The organism is Kitasatospora sp. NPDC058218, from assembly GCF_042882445.1.
Classification (GTDB): Bacteria; Actinomycetota; Actinomycetes; order Streptomycetales; family Streptomycetaceae; genus Kitasatospora.
Window position 1 is genome coordinate 1 of record NZ_JBHVWC010000026.1, and the last position, 15,955, is coordinate 15,955.

Consider the following 15,955-nt stretch of genomic DNA (forward strand, 5'->3'; position numbering starts at 1 on the left):
ACGCCGGGGCCGGTTTAATTTCCCCCCCCCCCCCCGCCCCCCCGCCCGCCGCGCCCGGCGCGGGCGCGCCCGGCCCCCCGGGGGGGGCCCGCCCCCCCGGCGACCGGGTGTGCGGGGTCCTGCTGCGTCGGGCGGCGTGCGGTCAGTGCCCGAGCCGGCGGATCTCGAAGAGCTTGTAGGTGACGTCCACCCCCGCCAGCTGCCGGTCGGCACTGCCCAGCATCGTCAGCGAGCTGCCCGCCTCGGCGGCCAGTTGGGCGATCCGGCCGGCGTCGCCGAAGCTGTTGAAGGTGACGAGGGCCCGGCCGCCGGGCAGCAGCCGGTCGTGCACCTGGGCGAGGTAGCGGCCGAGCGCGCTGTAGCCGCGGTCGAAGATCGCCCACTCGACGTCCTGGGTGAACTCGAAGTCCTTCGGCGCCTCGAAGACGCTGCAGTTCCAGAAGACGGTGTCGAAGCGGGCCTCGGGGTCGAGCGCGTCGAACACGTCGCTGCGCAGCACCCGCACCCGGTCGGCGACTGCGTGCCGTTCGGCGTTGCGGGCGGCGCTGTCGACCGCGGTGTCGGTGATGTCGGTCGCGGTCACCCGCGCACAGCCGTGCAGCGCCGCCCAGACCGCGGTGACGCCGGCCCCGCAGCCGATCTCCAGGAAGCTGCCGCCCTGGGGGTAGGGGATCGCCCCGGTGTACCACTCGGTACCGGTACCCTGCCGCGGCTCGTAGGTGCCCGGGATCAAATCCCACTCCAGGCCGAGGAGTTCGAACGTGGTGGGCTCGGTCTCCGCCGTCCCCAGCTGCTCGACGAGACGGCGTCCGAGGTCGTAGCGCTCCTCGAACTTCTCGGATGTCTGCTCCATGGTTCTCTCCTCCAGGTGTCGATGTCCGATGGGCGTGGTTCGTTCCTGCTCCCGGGCCCGTCCGGCTCCCGGCCGGCCCGTCCCGGGCTGCGGGAGCGGCGCGGCGACGGCCCTCTCCCCCGTCTCCCGCCGGCGCCCGCTACCGCGGACTCACCAGCCGAGGCGCTCGCCGAGCAGCGACAGGTCGGCGGCGTACTTGGCGATGAACTCCGGCGACAGCTGCGGGATGTCCCGCGCCGGCCCGACCCCGGCGGCCCGGACGGCGGCCCGGAACCGGTCGGAGGGGATGACCGACCCGGGGACCGCGGCCTCCGGCCGCTTGAACCCGTGGACCAACGGCAGCGCCGAGTGCTGCCGCTGCCCCTCGGGCAGGGCGCGCATCGCGGCCTCGAAGCGGACGAACCAGTCGTCGTAGTCGGCCACCCGCTCGATCCGGTGACCGGCCTCGGAGAGCCAGTCCACGAAGCTGTCGAGCGATATCCCGTCGTCGTTCGGGTTGACCAGGCTGAAGGTCCGGTAGCCCTCGGCGCCGTGCCCGCCCAGGGTCACCACGGCGGCGGCGGTGAAGTCCACCGGCAGGCCGTCGTAGTGCGCCCGCCGGCGCCCGCCCCCGTCGTCGGTGCGGTAGAACGAGTGCGGCGCGATGCCGGTCGCGATGACGCTGAGCAGCAGCCGGGTGAACTGGTCGGGGACGTTCAGCTGCCCGGCGTAGCGGCTGTGCGCGAGGATCATGTTCGACCGGAAGGTGGTGACCGGGAGTCCGCACTGGTCGTGCGCCTCGCGGAGCAGGACCTCACCGGCCCACTTGCTGGTCGCGTAGCCGCCGGCGTAGCCCTCGTCGGTCTGCTGGACGGGGATGGCGACCCGGACGTCCGAGTCCTCGTCCAGGGGCCGCCCCGCCCGGGAGGTGGCGACGGCCACGCTGGAGATGTAGGTGAAGGGCTTGATCCGGCCGGTGAGCCCCAGGCGGATCAGTTCGGCCGTCCCGACCACGTTGGCCTCGAACAGGTGGTTGTACGGGAGAACGTGGTTCACCAGGGCGCCCGCGTGGACGATCACGTCCACGTCGTCGGCGAGCCGCTTCCAGGTCGTGTCGTCCAGGCCCAGCCGCGGCTCCGCGATGTCGCCCGCCAGGACTTCCAGATGCCCGTCGGCGAGCTCCCGGTAGCGGCGCACCAGTTCGTCGTCCCCGCTGACGAAGGCCTCGTCGAGGCGCTTGCGGGCCGCGTCCGCGTCCCGCCCGCGCACGACGCAGATCACCGTCCCGCCCACGGGGGCCAGCCGCTCCAGCCACTCCAGGCAGAGGAAGTGGCCGAGGTAGCCGCTCGCGCCGGTCAGCAGCACCGTCCGGGGCTCGCCGGTCGGCCCTGGGAGGGTCCGGGCGTCGGCGATCGTCCGGGTGTCGAGGAACTTGTCCAGCGTGAGGTCCTTCGCGTGGACCCTGGTGCCGTCCTCGCCGTGCACCGACGCGAAGGTCGTCCCGCTCGGGCCCGTCGCGCGCTTGGTCTCGATGTAGCCGGCCAGTTGCTGCAGGTCGTAGGCCGGGCTGATCACCGTGTCGACGGGGACGCGCACGCCGAAGATGTCGTGGAGCAGGTTGGAGAAGGAGACCGCGGTCAGGGAGTCCCCGCCGACGTCCCGGAAGTGCGCGGCGGGGCCGACCTCGACGGTCGAGCCCGCGAGCAGCGCCCGGGTGGCCCGCTGGACGGTCTCCAGCACCGGCCGGTCGGCGCCCGTGCGGCGCAGCTCCAGCAGCTCCTGGCTCTCCCGGGCGGCTATGTCGGCGTACAGCTCCTCCAGTTGCCGGCCGTAGCGCTCCTGGAGCCGGGGCCGCAGCAGCTTGCGGTGGTCCGAGAGCAGGCCGTTCGCCTGGTTGAACGGCTCGGTCTCGATCAGGACGTCGCGCGGGATCTCGTAGGAGTTCAGACCGGCTTCCCCGGCGATCTGCTGAAACGATTCGCTCAGGAGCTGACGGAGGTTCTCCGGCTCGCCGCCGAACTGTTCGAGGGCGGCCGGCGTGGGCACCACCACGGCCAGCAGATAGGACCGCTCGCTGTTGCCGTACACGAAGATCTGCCGGACCAGCGGGCTGGCCGCGAACTCGGACTCCAGTCGCGCGGTGGCCACGAACTCGCCCTGGGACAGCTTCAGCACGCTCTTGCGGCGGTCCAGGATGGTGAACCGGTCCGGCCCGAGCTCGGCGACGATGTCGCCCGTCCGGTAGTAGCCGTCCTCGTCGATGATCTCCGCCGACAGCTCGGGCTGCTTGTAGTACCCGGGGACGATGGCCTCGGACTTCAACAGCAACTCCCCCCGCGGGTGCGGGGAGTCGGTCCGGTAGTAGCCGAGTTCGGGCACGTCGGCCAGCTTGTAGTCGATCACCGGCGGGCGGAGCAGCTTGTCGTCGACCGAGACGGCGGCGGCCTCGGTGGAGCCGTAGATGATGGTCAACTCGAAGCCCAGCAGCGCCTCGACGAAGACCCGCAGCTCGGCGGAGAGCGGCGCGGAGCCGCAACTGGCCCAGGCGAGCCGGCCGCCCAGGAGCTTCTCCCGCAGCTCGGTCAGGACGTCCGCCTCGACGGCCTGCCGGTCGGCGCCGGCGAGCACCCGCCGGTCGAGCTCGCTCTGGTACTTCTGGTAGAGCATTTCGCAGACCCGTGGCACCAGCGACAGCTCGGTGGGCCGGACCATCGCGATGTCCTCGAAGAAGGTCGACATGTCGCTGCTCGCCGTGAAGTAGCTGATCCCGCTGCGGGCGAGGGTGTTCTTCAGCGACGAGTGCCCGGCGACATGGCTCATCGGCATGTAGTTGATATTGATGGCGAGGAGGTCGGAGAACAGTTTCGACCAGGCGCCGCCCCACATCGCGCTCAACAGCCGGTCGGTGTACATCGCGCCCTTGGGCGTTCCGGTGCTTCCCGAGGTGTAGATGAGCATCGCCAGCGGGTCGTCGTCGTCCTCGGGCACGAACAACGGCGCGTCGGGGAGCGCGGATCCGCGGCCGACGACCTCCGTCAGGGTGTCGACGACCACGTCGCGGCCGGCCTGTTCCAGGCGCTCCCGGGCGGCGGTGAACTTCTCGAACTGGTCGCTGACTTCCGGGTGGTAGTCGAAGACCACCAGTCGGCGGGCCGAGGAGTTCGCCAGCAGGAGGTCGACGGCGACGTGCAGCCGCTCGATGCTCGCCGCGACGACGAAGGGCTCGGTCTCCTCGACGATCGAGGCGAGTTGCGGGAGCGGGGCGCTGGTCTGCAGCGGGACGCTGACCACGCCGAGGTAGTTGCAGGCCAGATCGACGACCGAGTAGTCACCGCTGGCGAAGCCGAGCAGCGCGATCCGTTCACCCGGCGTCAGCGGATGGTCCGGGTGGCGGTGCCATTCCGCGGCCACCGCGCGGACCCGCCCCCAGAGTTCGCTGTAGCTGGTCGTCTCGTAGTGGCCCAGGAGGCGGAGCGAAACGCGGCCGGTGTCGGCATCCCGCACGAACTCCTTCGCGCGTTCACCGATTGCGGGCCGATCCGTGTGGCGCTGCATGACATTTGCTAACGTTTGCGCAAGCCGCATTCTGGGTCTCCGCATCGCATCGCTGGCAGACTGTTGTGGCTGGAATTCGAAGGACCGGTGCTCGTCGGCCTGCACGCCGACGACGGCACACTCTTCTCCCGGACGATCCGTCCGTCGCTCCGAGTTCGTGCCCCGATGCTAACCAGAGCCGAACCGGGTTCCTGAACAAACGAACGACGATCTGTCAGGTCGGCCGTATGCCGGTCACCGCGCGGCGAGTTCTCCCGGGCGCGCACAAAGTCCTTCGCCTGCGGTCTTGTTGCCGACCGGGCGGTGGTGACGGGGGAAGCGGCGCGGGGCTCGGCGCCGCCGACCCGGCGCATGCGACCCGACCGAACGACGCCGCCCGGGACCGCCCACCGGAGCCCGGGGGCCGGTAGTTGACACGCTTGCCGTGTTCGCCTTGCGAAGGTCTGGTTACTTAGGGCAGCATCAAGCTTATGCAATATAGCGCGCACACAATTATCGCGGACGCGGGTTGAGCGCGCTCAAGATCATTCTAGTGGGAGGGACGTGCCCATGTCAGGCAGCTCGGCTCCGAGTGAACACCGAACGGGAGGCGACGCCTTGGCAGCATCCGAGGCAGCGCCCGAGACGGCGGCATCCGAGGTCCAGCAGGACTCCCTGCGCTGGTCGGCACGGTTATGGGTGTCGCTGCTGATCTTCAGCGGCGTGATCCTGCTCGACGGGCTCGACGTCTCGATGATCGTGGTGACGATCCCCGAGATCCAGAACGAGCTCGGGATGACCGCAGCCACCGCTCAGTGGCTGGTCGGCGCCTACATCCTCGCCTTCGGCAGCTTCCTGCTGCTGGGCGGCCGGGTCGCCGACCTGTTCGGCCGGCGGCGGGTGCTGATCATCGCGATGGCCGCTTTCGCGGTCGTCTCGCTGTTCGGCGCGCTCGCCGACAGCTCGATGCTGCTGATCGTCTCCCGCTTCGTCAAGGGCATGGCGGCGGGCTTCGCCGCCCCGGCCGCGATGTCGCTGCTGACCACGACCTTCCCCGAAGGCCCGCAGCGCAACAAGGCGTTCGGCATCTTCAACGTCTTCGAGGCCTCCGGCTACTCCTCCGGCCTGCTGGTCGGCGGCATGCTCGCCGCCCTGAACTGGCGGTCCATCTTCATCCTGCCGATCCCGCTCTCCATCCTGCTGCTCATCGGCGCGCTGCGCTTCCTGCCGCCCGACCCGCCGCGCACCGAGCGGCCGCGCCTCGACATCGGGGGCGCCGCGACCCTGCTCACCGGCACCCTGCTCCTGGTCTTCACCGTGGTCTCCGCCGCCGAGGCCGGCTGGAGCTCGGTCCGGACGGTCGGCGGATTCGCCCTCTCCGCCGCCCTGTTGGCCGCCTTCCTGATCATCGAGCGCAGCGTGAAGGAGCCGCTGATCCGGCTCGACATCTTCCGCAACCGCAGCCTGGTGAGCGCCAACATCAGCATCGCCCTGCTGTACGGCGGCGCGATGGGATTCCAGTTCCTGCTCGCGCTCTACCTGCAGGACCTCCAGGGCTGGAAGCCGTGGCAGATGGCACTGGTCCTGCTGCCGGCCGGCCTCATGGTGGTCATCATCGGCCCCAAGCTCGGCGCCCTGATGGAGCGGTTCGGCGTGACCAAGGTGCTGATGGTCGGGCTGGTGGCGTTCCTCCCCTGCTACCTGCTGATGCTCTTCATCGGCCCCGAGCCGGACCTCTGGCGGATCCTGCTGCCCGCGTCGGTGCTGTGGGGCGTGGGCTTCGCGCTCAGCATCGCGACACTGATGGTGGCCGGCACCAACGGGATCGCGGACGAGGAGCAGGGGCTCGCGGCCGGCCTGCTCAACAGCTCGCTTCAGGTCGGCGGCGCCTTCGGCCTCGCGGTCGTCACCGCCGTCATCATGCCCGGCACCGAGCTGTCGATGTTCTACCCCGGGCTCGCGGTCATCCTGGGCTTCGCCGTCCTCACCCTCATGGCACAGTTGACGCATCGTCAGAAATGATCCACCGGCACGACCGGCGCGGCGGGACCGGGACTCCGGTCCCGCCGCGCCGGGGCGGGCCCGATCCCTACCGGACAACCGTCCGGTTCCCGCCGGAGCATCGGAGCGCCCCCACGGGCACCGCGGTGCGACCGGGTCAGGCGAACCGCGCCAGCCTCCGACCGGCCGCCCGCGCCCACACCTCCGGGAGCCGTGCCCGCGCCGCCTCGGCGGCCGCCAACTCCAGCCCGTACAGCACGCCGTAGCCGAACGCCTCGCCGGACCCGGCCGCCCGCTCCCGCAGTGCGGCCGCCGCCACCACCGCGTCCTGGTGCTCCCCGAGCACCTCCTGGACGGCCTTCATCCGCGCGACGTACCGCTGCGCCGCCGGGCCGGCCACCGGCACCGCCGTCTCCCCCGCGTAGCGGGCCCGCTTGGCCGCCTTCCGTGCCTCGTGCAGCGCGGCGTCCCGCCCCGGCCCGCCGACGGCCGCCAGCCGGATCCGCTCCGCCGTGCGCCGCTGCTCCCGGGCCGCCACCTTGGCCAGCTCCGACGCGGCGGCCCGCCCCGCCCGCCCGCGCAGCGGCGGATCCGCGAGCAAGGCGGCCAGACCCTGTGCCAGGGCGCGCCGCCGCCCGCTGTCCAGCGCCGCGACGACCTCCGGGCGCACCTTGCGGTACTCCTCCCGGCCCCACCGCTCCAGTCGCCGGACGAGCCGCTCCGGCCCGCAGGGCGCCGGCAGCTCCCGGGCCCGCGCCACCAGCCGCTCACCCAGCACCTCGCCGTCCCGGGCCCGGCCGAGGGCCTCCCCGAGCCACCGCAGCTCGGCCACCAGCTCGTCGGTCGCGCCGGGCACGAACAGCCGCCGGTACGTCCGCAGTGCGCTGCGCAGCCGCCGGCAGGCGACCCGCATCCGGTGCACCGCGTCCGGCTCGTCCGCCCGCACCGCGTCGTCGAGGCCGGCGAGCACCTCGGCCTGCGCCCCGATCCGGTCGAGCACCACCGCGCCCACCGTGGTGTCGGTTGCGGCCATGCGCGTTCACCCCTCCCGTCGGGGCCTGCGGGACGCCTTCCAGGCTAGCCCGCCGGCCCCGGGCGGGCGCGGGCCGAACCCGGCCGGGGGCGGGCCGAACCCGGGCGGGCGCGGGCCGAACCCGGCCGGGGGCGGGATCCGGCCGGACCGGGATCAGGGCCTCAGCTGGAGCGCCAGCGACATCGTGTAACCGACGAGGGCGGCGAAGAAGCAGACGGCGGTGGCGTGGCGCGGGGTGAAGGGCAGCCCGGACAGCGAGGGGAAGAGGAGAACGGCGGTGCCGGCGGCCAGGTCGGCGATGTAGAGGCCACCGGGCGGGACCACGCCGGTGGTGCGGGCCGCCCAGCCGGTGGCGACCAGGAAGCCGGTGAGCAGGACGAATCCGGAGAGCAGCCCGGAGCCGATGCTGGCGAGCGCGGGGTGCGGCTCGGGCGGCTCCTCGCCCTCGGGCAGGGCGGGGCGCAGCCGGTGGGCGACGGCGAGGGCCGTGACGGCGACCGTCACGGCCGCGGCGGCGCTGAGCAGGGGGCCAGGGTTCACCTGCGGCTCCTGGAGGTCGGGGGGTGGTGGCCGAGGGCCGCGGCCAGCGCGGCCGGGACGAGGACGGTGAGGATCACGACGGTGGCCCAGACGGACGGTTCGAGCGCGGGCGGCGGCCCGCCGACCGGGGGCGGGGGTGGCCCGACGACCGCGACCGTCGCGATCGGGCCCGGGGTCGGCGTGAGAGCCGGCCCGGGCGTCGGCGGGGGCGTCGGGACCGTCGGCGATGTGACGGTCGCGGTGGCCGTCGGGCGTGGAGCGGCGGGCGACGCCGGGGCCGCACCGACGAGCGGGGCGGCCGACGGCGCTCCGGCCGGAGGCGGGTGCTGCGCAACCTCGGGCCCGGGCGACGCGGGCCGGCTCGGGTCGGGCGGCGCGGCAGGTGCCGGCGGGGGCACGGCAGGGGACGGCGCGGGCACGGCAGGGGACGGCGCGGGCGAGGGCGCGGACGGCGACGCGGCAGGCTGCGGTGAAGGCGTCGACGTGTGCGCCGGTACCGGGCAGTGGATCGGCGGTGGGTGGACGGACGGTGGCGCGGGCGGCGAGGGCGGCGAAGGCCAGTGCGGCGAAGGCCAGTGCGGCGCGGGAGGGGACGGCGGCGACGCAGGCGGCGGAACCGGCGGCGACGGTCGGAGCGGCCCGTGCACCGGGACCTGCCCCGAGGCGTGCCCCGGGGTCTGCGCCGCGGGGGCCGCGGGTGGACGCGGGTGCGCCGAGCCGGTGGCGTGGTCCATCGGCCGATTGTCGGATCACCTCCGCCGCCGGCGGCAGCCCCTGACGCCCGCTCACCCCGGCTCCCCCGTCCAAACCCATCCCCCTGGTGAACTCCCGGCCCCCGCACCACGAACGGGCGACCGATGGCGAACCATCTGTTCGCCATCCGCCGACGCACCCTCGTGCGGCGTGTAAGCGTCGTGGCATACTCCGGGGCATGACGACTTCCACCCCTGCGACCAGGGCCCTGCGGGCCGCGGTGTTCACCGCGCTCGCCGTGCCGCTGTCCGCGCTGGGCCAGGTCGTCATCACCGGTCGCCCGCTGCCGCTCGCTCTGGTGGCCGCCGCGACCGCCGTCGTCTTCCTGGTCGCGACCGCACTGGCCGGCCGGGAACGCCGGCTGCTGCACATCTCGGCCGTGCTGGTCCCGGTCGAGCTGCTGCTCAACACCACCTTCAACCTGGGCCAGGCCGGCTGCGGCCCCGTCCTCGGGGCGGAGCACGCCCCCGCACGCGGCATGAACCTGCTGGTCTGCGGCGGCGGTTCGGTGGACGGGTCGCTGTTCTCGGGACCGTTGGGGCACGCCGGGCCGGTCGCACCGGCCGCCACCCAGTTGCTGGTCCTGCTGGTCCATCTGCTGGTCGCGCTGGCCGCCGCGACCTGGCTGCGGCTGGGCGACGCCGCGCTGTCCGGCCTGGCCCGGGCCCTGCGCGCACTGCGCCAGTCGCTCGCGGCCCCGCTGCGGGCGCTGTTCCTGCTGCTGGCGCCGGTGCCGGTCCGCCCGGTGCGGCGGGTGCCGCTGCCGGTCTCGGACCGGCCCCTGCCGCTCCGCGAGGCCGTGGTGCTCAGCCCGGCGCCGCGGCGCGGTCCGCCGGCCTTCGCGCCTGCCTGCTGACGCCCGGCGTCCGGCACCGCCCCGTCCGTGAGGGCGGCACGCCCTGACACCCCGGCACCCTGACACCCCGGCGTCCTGACACCCCGGCGTCCGGAACCACGGACGGGCCCCGGGCCACCGCCCCGGCGCCCCGCAGGCAGCGCGCCCGACTCCCGCGTTCACCGATCCCAGCCCCCTCGCGCCCGCGGCGCCCCTTGCCGCGCCGAGGCGGGCACCCCCGCGCGCATTCGCGCGCCGCGTACAGGAGTTGACCCACCATGGCCCAGCCCACCGGACAGCAGCCCGGCCGCAAGCAGTCCCAGCGCGTGAGCGCCCGCGAGCGGATCCAGGAGGCGCAGCAGCGCGAGCGGCTCGCCGCCAAGCGCCGGCAGCGGATCGTCGTCGGCGTCTCGATCGTCGCCGTCCTCGCCCTGGCGGGCGGTACGGCGCTGGCGATCAACGCGGCGGGCGGCGACACCTCGTCCACCGCGTCCGCCGCCGCCGAGCCGACCGCGCTGGTCGTCCCGGCCAACGCCACCGGCCCGGACGGCACCGTGATCGTCTACGGCAAGGCGGACGCCGCCCACACCCTGCAGGTGTTCGAGGACTTCCGCTGCCCGGTCTGCAAGAGCTTCGAGACGACCAACGGCGACACCGTCAAGAAGCTGGCGGACGACGGCACGGTCAAGGTGGAGTACCACCTGGCCGCGTTCCTCGACAAGAACCTCGGCGGCAAGGGCTCGCGCACCGCGCTCGCCGCCGTCGGCGCGGCGCTCAACGAGGGCGTCGACAAGTTCAAGCAGTTCCACGACGTGCTGTACGCCAACCAGCCGGACGAGCGCGAGGACGGCTTCGGCGACGTCAACCACCTGCTGGACCTGGCCGACCAGGTGCCGGGCCTGAAGACGGACGCCTTCGTCAAGGCGGTCACCGAGCGCACCTACGGGCCGTGGGCGAAGAAGGTCGCGGACGCCTTCAACGACAGCGGGGTGACGGGGACGCCGACGGTCAAGCTGGACGGCAAGCCGATCACCCTGTTCAGCGGGAAGAACGCGGTGACGCCGGAGCAGTTCACCGCCCAGGTGAAGCAGGCCGCGGGCTTGCAGTGAGCACCACCGGCCCGGCCGATCACCCGGCCGGGCCGGCCCTTCACACCCACCGGAGTGCTCTGCCATGACCGCCCCGACCGCCGTGAACCCGCCCCGCCCCGTCCCCGCCACCACCGCACCGCCGGGCCGTACGCCGATCGGCGCGGGCCGGGCGTTCGCCCTGTTCCTGTTCCTCGGCGGACTCCTCGGACTGGCCGCCTCGGCCGTCCTGACCTTCGACAAGCTCCGCATCCTGGAGAACCCGTCCTACGTCCCCAGTTGCAACATCAACCCGGTGATCAGCTGCGGTTCGGTGATGCGCACCGAGCAGGCGGAGGTCTTCGGCTTCCCGAACCCGCTGCTGGGCCTGGCCGCGTTCGGGGCGCTGGCGGCGGTCGGCGCCGGGCTGCTGGCCGGTGCCGCCTACCGCCGCTGGTTCTGGCTGGGCCTGCAGGCGGGCACCCTGACCGGCGTCGTCTTCGTGCACTGGCTGATCGACCAGGCGCTGTACGACATCGGCGCGCTGTGCCCGTACTGCATGGTGGTCTGGGCGACGGTGGTGCCGCTGTGCTGGTACACCACGCTGCACAACCTGCGCTCCGGGGTGATACCGGTCGGCCCCCGGCTGCGACCGGTGGTCCGCGAGGCCGCCCGCTACCACTGGGCGCTGCCGGTCCTGTGGGCCGCCGTGATCGCGCTGCTGGTCCTGAACCGGTTCTGGTACTACTGGAGCACCCTCCTCTGAGCCTGCGGCGCCGGTGGCCGCGTCCCGGCCGGGCCGGGGCGGGGCCACCGGCGGACAGGGCCTATCCGAAGACCGCCCGGCGGAAGGCGTTGCGCAGGTCGGTGAGCGGCTGGATCTCGCGGCCGTAGTGCACCTTGTTGGTCAGCAGCAGCGCCCAGCGGCCCAGCCGGCGGGAGACCCAGATCCCGGTGCCGGTGAAGCCGTAGTGGACGAAGGTGCCCTCGGCGGGGTCGGTGCCGGGGGCGCAGAGCCAGGACAGACCGCGCGCCGGGGTGAGCCCGCCGGTCTGTTCGCGCAGCGACTCGGCGATCCAGGGCCCGGCCCAGGGCAGCACGGCCGGCGGGTCGAGCAGCGCGGTGAGGAGGCGTTCGAGGTCGCGGGCGGTGGAGAAGGCGCCCGCGTTGCCGCAGACGCCACCGAGCAGCCGGGCCGAGGGGTCGTGCACCACCCCGCGCAGGTGGGCGCCGGTGGCCTCGTCGTACTCGGTGGGTGCGGTGCGCGCGGTCCCGGCCGGGCCGAGCGGGCCGAACCGGGTGTCGGCCATCCCGAGCGGGCGCCAGACCTGCCGCTGCGCGAGCGCGTCGAGCGGGGCGCCGGCCAGGTGCTCGACGAGGTGGCCCAGCAGCACGGCGGCGCGGTCGGTGTACTCGACGGCGCTGCCGGGCGGGCGGTGCAGCGGGGCGGCGAGGACGCCGGCCAGGATCGCCTCCCGGTCCCGGCCGTAGCGCTGCTCGAACTCGGTCCGCAGCGGCATTCCCGCCGTGTGGGTGAGGAGTTGACGCGCCGTCACCAGCCCGGTCGGCTGCCCGGCGGCGGGCGGCCAGTAGGTGCCGAGCGGGCGGTCGAGCGGGAGCCGGCCGGCCTGCCACAGGGCGCCGGCGCAGGGCCAGAGTGCGACGATCTTGGTCAGGCTGGCGAGGTCGAAGAGCGTGTCGGGCCCCATCTCCAGCCGCCCGTAAGGGCCTTGACCGAGCGGGCCGGCGCTTCCGCGCTCGCGCACACCGCCGGCGTCCCCGACGGCCCAGACGCCGCCCGCCCCGACACGGTGCAGCCCGGCCGTCACCAGCCGCGCCAACTCCCCACCGGGGGAGGCGGGCACGGCCGGCGGGTCGGGGGCGGCGGCTCGTCGCGGATGCTCGTCCATGCCTGCCCCCGCCCGCTCGGCCACCGGTCCGCCGGGAGCCTACCCAGCGGGCGGGCGGTCAGACGGCGGGCACGCCGTCGAACTCCTTGCCGAGGCAGATGCTCTGCGGGTGGTCGCGGTAGATGCCGAACTTCTGGATCGGGTCGTACCCCTCGGAGCCGTAGAGCGCGACCGCCTCGGGCTGCTCGGTACCGGTCTCCAGCACGAACCTGGTCCGACCGGCCTCGGCGGCGGTCCGCTCCAGCCGGCGCAGCACCGTCCGCGCGAGGCCCCGCCCGCGGGCGGCGGGGACGACGAACATCCGCTTCAGCTCGGCGTCGCCGTCCCGCATCCCGTGCGGGCCGGCCTGCTTGGCCCGCCAGCCGCCGCAGGCCACCGGCTCGCCGTCGAGGTAGGCGATCAGGAACAGACCGGCCGGCGGCTCGAAGTCGTCGGGGTGCAGCTCGGTGAGGTCGCCCTCGCCGTAGCGGCGGACGTACTCCTCCTGCACCTCGGCCGAGAGTCGCTGGGCGTCCGGGTGGCCGTAGCCGGTGACGCGGATCTCGATGCTGTCGCCCTTGCTGTCCCGCGTGCCGGCGGTCCCGGTGATGCTCTCCATGGTTGAAAAGCCTACGACCCGGGGTCAGCGGCCCTCGAACCGGGCGACCCACTCGTCCTTGCCGAACATCCGGGCGGTGTCGAGGGCGGACGGCGTACCGGCCGTCGGGTCGGCGCCGCCGGCCAGCAGGGCGGTGAGCACGTCCTCGGCGCCCTTGAAGACGGCGCCGGCCAGCGGGGTCTGGCCCCGGTCGTTGGCCCGGTCGGGGTCGGCGCCGCGGGCCACCAGGGCGGTGACGGTGGCGGCGTGGCCGTGGTACGCGGCGAGCATCAGCAGGCTGTCGCCGCGGTCGTTGGTGAGGTTGGCGGGCGCACCGGCGTCGACGTAGGCGGCGAGGGTGTCGGTGTCACCGGCCCGGGCCGCGTCGAAGAGCTTCCCGGCCAGATCGATCACCTCGGTGTCCGGGGCGTCGGCGGGCTGCTGGCTGGCGGCGTCGGTCATGGCGGGCCTCTCCTGGGCGTTCTCGGGCGCCCCCGGGACTCGCCCCGGGAGCTTCTCGGTCGGTCGGTCGCGCGTACCGCACCGTAGCGGCCCGGTACGCGGGCGATCCAGCGCGCGTCCGCCACGCGGACGGCGGCCGGATTGCGGCATTCCCCGTACGACACGCGTGCGGGAAGGTTTCGCAGCCATTCGAGCGAACTTCCCGGTACCCCCGGAAGCTTCCCGCCCGCCCACCGGGAATACCTCGCCGCGCCGGTACACAGGGCCGCCCGGCCCCCGTTCGGGGCGGTTCGCATACCTCCACGTGGCCCACAGGCCGGTATTGACCGATAAAACCACCCATTTGCACCGTTCCATCATCTATTACTTTTTGTCACGATTAGGGCACTTTCCGTGACACTGTCCCTGTCCCCCTCCCCGAGGAGCAGACTGTGATCCTCTCGATTTCCGGCATCGTCCTGTTCGGCACCATCGCCTTTCTCTTCTTCCGCAGGGACGGACTAAAGGTCTCCCACGCCATCGTCTGCGCCCTCCTCGGCTTCTACATCGCCGGCTCCTCGATCGCTCCGAGCATCACCGCGGGCGGCGCCAGCCTGGCCAGCCTGCTCGGCGGCCTCAAGTTCTAGCGCGGCCACTCCCCCGTCAGGGCCCGGGCGCGGATCCCACCGCCCCGGGCCCCGTCGTACACCCGACGCCGATCCCTGAACCCGACCGTCCCACTCGCCCGGGGAGCCAAGGAATGCCGCTCAACCGCCACCTCAGCAAGGGCCGCGACCTCGCCCGCACGGCCGGCGACCACGCCTCCGACATGTTCGCGCCGCTGACCGTCATCGGGCGCGGACTGCGCCACCACGTCGCCTGGACCAAGGGCCGCTGGCAGGCCACCCCGAAGGAGCGGCGCGGGCCGACGGTCTTCCTGACCGCCGCCATGCTGCTCGGCATCTACCTGCTGCCGCACGGGCTGCTGTTCGCCCTGGTCGCCCTGATGGCCAGCGCCGCCTGGAACGGGCGCTCCCCCAAGGGGCCGCCGACCCCGCCCGAGCCGGACGTCGCCGACGTCAAGCTGACCGCCCTGTACGCCGCGCTGACCCCGTACCTGGCCGCGCCGGACGACCTCGCCCCGCTCTACCACCACGAGGGCGCCTACAAGGACGTCTTCGGCTCCTGGGAGTTCGACGCCGAGGGGCGGCTCGCCCGGCTGGAGCTCGTCTACCCGGCCTACTTCACGGACACCGAGCCCGCCGCCCGGGCCCGGATCGAGCAGGTCGTCCAGGGCAAGGCCGGCCGCGCCCGGGAGTACCGCTTCGACTGGGACGAGGAGTCCAACCGGCTGCGGATCGCCGCGCTGACCCCACTGGCCACCGACATCGCGGCCCAGCGCTTCGTGACCACCCCCGGCGAGATCGTGCTGGGCTTCACCGACGAGGACGGCAGCGCCCGGACCATCCCGCTGGGCCAGGGCGCCGCGATCACCCAGCAGCCGCCGGTGGTCTGGCGCACCGGCCCCCGCTCGGGCGAGCCGCACCTGCTCGCGCTCGGCGTGACCGGCTACGGCACCTCCAGCCTGATCCGCTCGATCGCGCTCCAGGCCCTGCCCTTCGGCGACCTCGTGGTGATCGACGGCGCCGGCACCGGCGAGCACGCCTGCCTGGTCAACCGGCCCGGGGTGCACACCGTGGAGACCAGCCTGCACGGCGCGCTGGCCGCGCTGGAGTGGGCCGCCCAGGAGACCGAACGCCGGCTGACCGCGCTGAACACCGCCCGGCACGCGGGGACGGCGCCGCCCGAGGACGTCACCCGACCGCTCTGGCTGCTGCTCGACCACCCGACCGAGCTGAGCGAACTGGCCCACGCCGAGGGCCGGCCGGACCCGCAGGACCTGCTGGAACTCCCCCTGCGGCACGGCCGGGCCGCCCGGGTCACCGTGGTGATCGCCGACGACATCGACGCCCGGGACCGGATCACCCCGACCGTCCGGGCCACCACCCGGGCCCGCGTCCTGCTCGGCCCGACCGGCCCGGAGGAGGGCTACGCCGCGCTCGGCGCACCGCTGGACATCGTGCCCGCCGCACACGCCCCGGCCGGCCGCGGCTACGCCCGGATCGGCACCGGCACGCCGGTCCGCCTCCAGGTGCCCGCCACCGTCGACCCGCTGGACGAGGAGGCGCCGGCCCAGCTGCGCGAGGCGGTGATCGCCCTGCTCCCGCACCGCGACACCCGGACGGAGGCGGCCGCGCCGGTCGACCTCCCACCCCGCCCGGTGGGCCCGCCGCCGGTGCCGCCGGCCGAGCCGGTCCAGCAGCCGCAGCCGGTCGACCTGGGCAAGGAGCACACCGCCCTGCGGTTCCGTCCACTGGCCTGAACGGGTCGGCCGGGGCGGGGCGGCGTACGGCGACGGAACCCGCCCCGGT

Annotated in this window: 13 protein-coding genes; 6 read left to right on the top strand and 7 right to left on the bottom strand. The window is 73.8% G+C overall.

The window, feature by feature from the left end; all coding sequences use genetic code 11:
- Positions 1-142: 142 nt before the first annotated feature.
- Both ACFVYI_RS18115 and car read right to left on the bottom strand, forming a co-directional pair.
- Positions 143-853 (bottom strand): methyltransferase domain-containing protein, encoded by a 711-nt coding sequence (locus ACFVYI_RS18115; RefSeq protein WP_387886442.1) that lies wholly within the window; start codon positions 851-853, stop codon positions 143-145.
- Positions 854-1,003: 150 nt separating this feature from the next.
- Positions 1,004-4,492 (bottom strand): carboxylic acid reductase, encoded by a 3,489-nt coding sequence (car, locus tag ACFVYI_RS18120; RefSeq protein ID WP_387886444.1) that lies wholly within the window; start codon positions 4,490-4,492, stop codon positions 1,004-1,006.
- 492 nt (positions 4,493-4,984) lie between these two features.
- On the opposite strand from car, the gene ACFVYI_RS18125 reads away from it, so the two are divergent.
- Entirely contained in the window at positions 4,985-6,388 is a 1,404-nt protein-coding gene (locus ACFVYI_RS18125; RefSeq protein WP_387886445.1) for an MFS transporter, read from the top strand.
- A 136-nt stretch (positions 6,389-6,524) separates the two neighbouring features.
- Here ACFVYI_RS18125 and ACFVYI_RS18130 read toward each other — a convergent pair whose 3' ends face one another.
- Both ACFVYI_RS18130 and ACFVYI_RS18135 read right to left on the bottom strand, forming a co-directional pair.
- Positions 6,525-7,400, bottom strand: a complete 876-nt coding sequence (locus tag ACFVYI_RS18130; RefSeq protein WP_387886447.1) for a CHAD domain-containing protein — start codon at positions 7,398-7,400, stop codon at positions 6,525-6,527.
- A gap of 153 nt (positions 7,401-7,553) precedes the next feature.
- Positions 7,554-7,940: a hypothetical protein gene (locus ACFVYI_RS18135; protein WP_387886449.1), complete on the bottom strand. Its 387-nt coding sequence runs from the start codon at positions 7,938-7,940 to the stop codon at positions 7,554-7,556.
- Positions 7,941-8,871: 931 nt separating this feature from the next.
- Between ACFVYI_RS18135 and ACFVYI_RS18140 the strand changes: the two genes are divergently transcribed.
- From ACFVYI_RS18140 to ACFVYI_RS18150, 3 genes are all read left to right on the top strand, one after another.
- Positions 8,872-9,549 carry a hypothetical protein gene (locus ACFVYI_RS18140; RefSeq protein ID WP_387886452.1) on the top strand — a complete coding sequence of 226 codons (678 nt, stop codon included), beginning with the start codon at positions 8,872-8,874 and terminating at the stop codon, positions 9,547-9,549.
- Positions 9,550-9,806: 257 nt separating this feature from the next.
- The gene (locus ACFVYI_RS18145; protein ID WP_387886454.1) at positions 9,807-10,637 is read left to right on the top strand and encodes a DsbA family protein; all 831 of its coding nucleotides are present in this window, start codon (positions 9,807-9,809) and stop codon (positions 10,635-10,637) included.
- A 64-nt stretch (positions 10,638-10,701) separates the two neighbouring features.
- Positions 10,702-11,361, top strand: a complete 660-nt coding sequence (locus ACFVYI_RS18150; RefSeq protein WP_387886456.1) for a vitamin K epoxide reductase family protein — start codon at positions 10,702-10,704, stop codon at positions 11,359-11,361.
- 61 nt (positions 11,362-11,422) lie between these two features.
- Here ACFVYI_RS18150 and ACFVYI_RS18155 read toward each other — a convergent pair whose 3' ends face one another.
- From ACFVYI_RS18155 to ACFVYI_RS18165, 3 genes are all read right to left on the bottom strand, one after another.
- Positions 11,423-12,505, bottom strand: a complete 1,083-nt coding sequence (locus ACFVYI_RS18155; protein ID WP_387886459.1) for a serine hydrolase domain-containing protein — start codon at positions 12,503-12,505, stop codon at positions 11,423-11,425.
- Between the two features lie 58 nt (positions 12,506-12,563).
- Positions 12,564-13,052, bottom strand: coding sequence for a GNAT family N-acetyltransferase (locus ACFVYI_RS18160; protein ID WP_387886658.1), 489 nt, complete (start codon positions 13,050-13,052; stop codon positions 12,564-12,566).
- A gap of 75 nt (positions 13,053-13,127) precedes the next feature.
- Positions 13,128-13,544 carry an ankyrin repeat domain-containing protein gene (locus tag ACFVYI_RS18165; protein ID WP_387886460.1) on the bottom strand — a complete coding sequence of 139 codons (417 nt, stop codon included), beginning with the start codon at positions 13,542-13,544 and terminating at the stop codon, positions 13,128-13,130.
- 431 nt (positions 13,545-13,975) lie between these two features.
- Here ACFVYI_RS18165 and ACFVYI_RS18170 point away from each other — a divergent pair, with 431 nt between their 5' ends.
- Together ACFVYI_RS18170 and ACFVYI_RS18175 are read left to right on the top strand one after the other, a co-directional pair.
- Entirely contained in the window at positions 13,976-14,170 is a 195-nt protein-coding gene (locus ACFVYI_RS18170) for a hypothetical protein (RefSeq protein WP_327674940.1), read from the top strand.
- Between the two features lie 113 nt (positions 14,171-14,283).
- Entirely contained in the window at positions 14,284-15,906 is a 1,623-nt protein-coding gene (locus ACFVYI_RS18175) for a hypothetical protein (RefSeq protein ID WP_387886462.1), read from the top strand.
- Positions 15,907-15,955 lie beyond the last annotated feature (49 nt).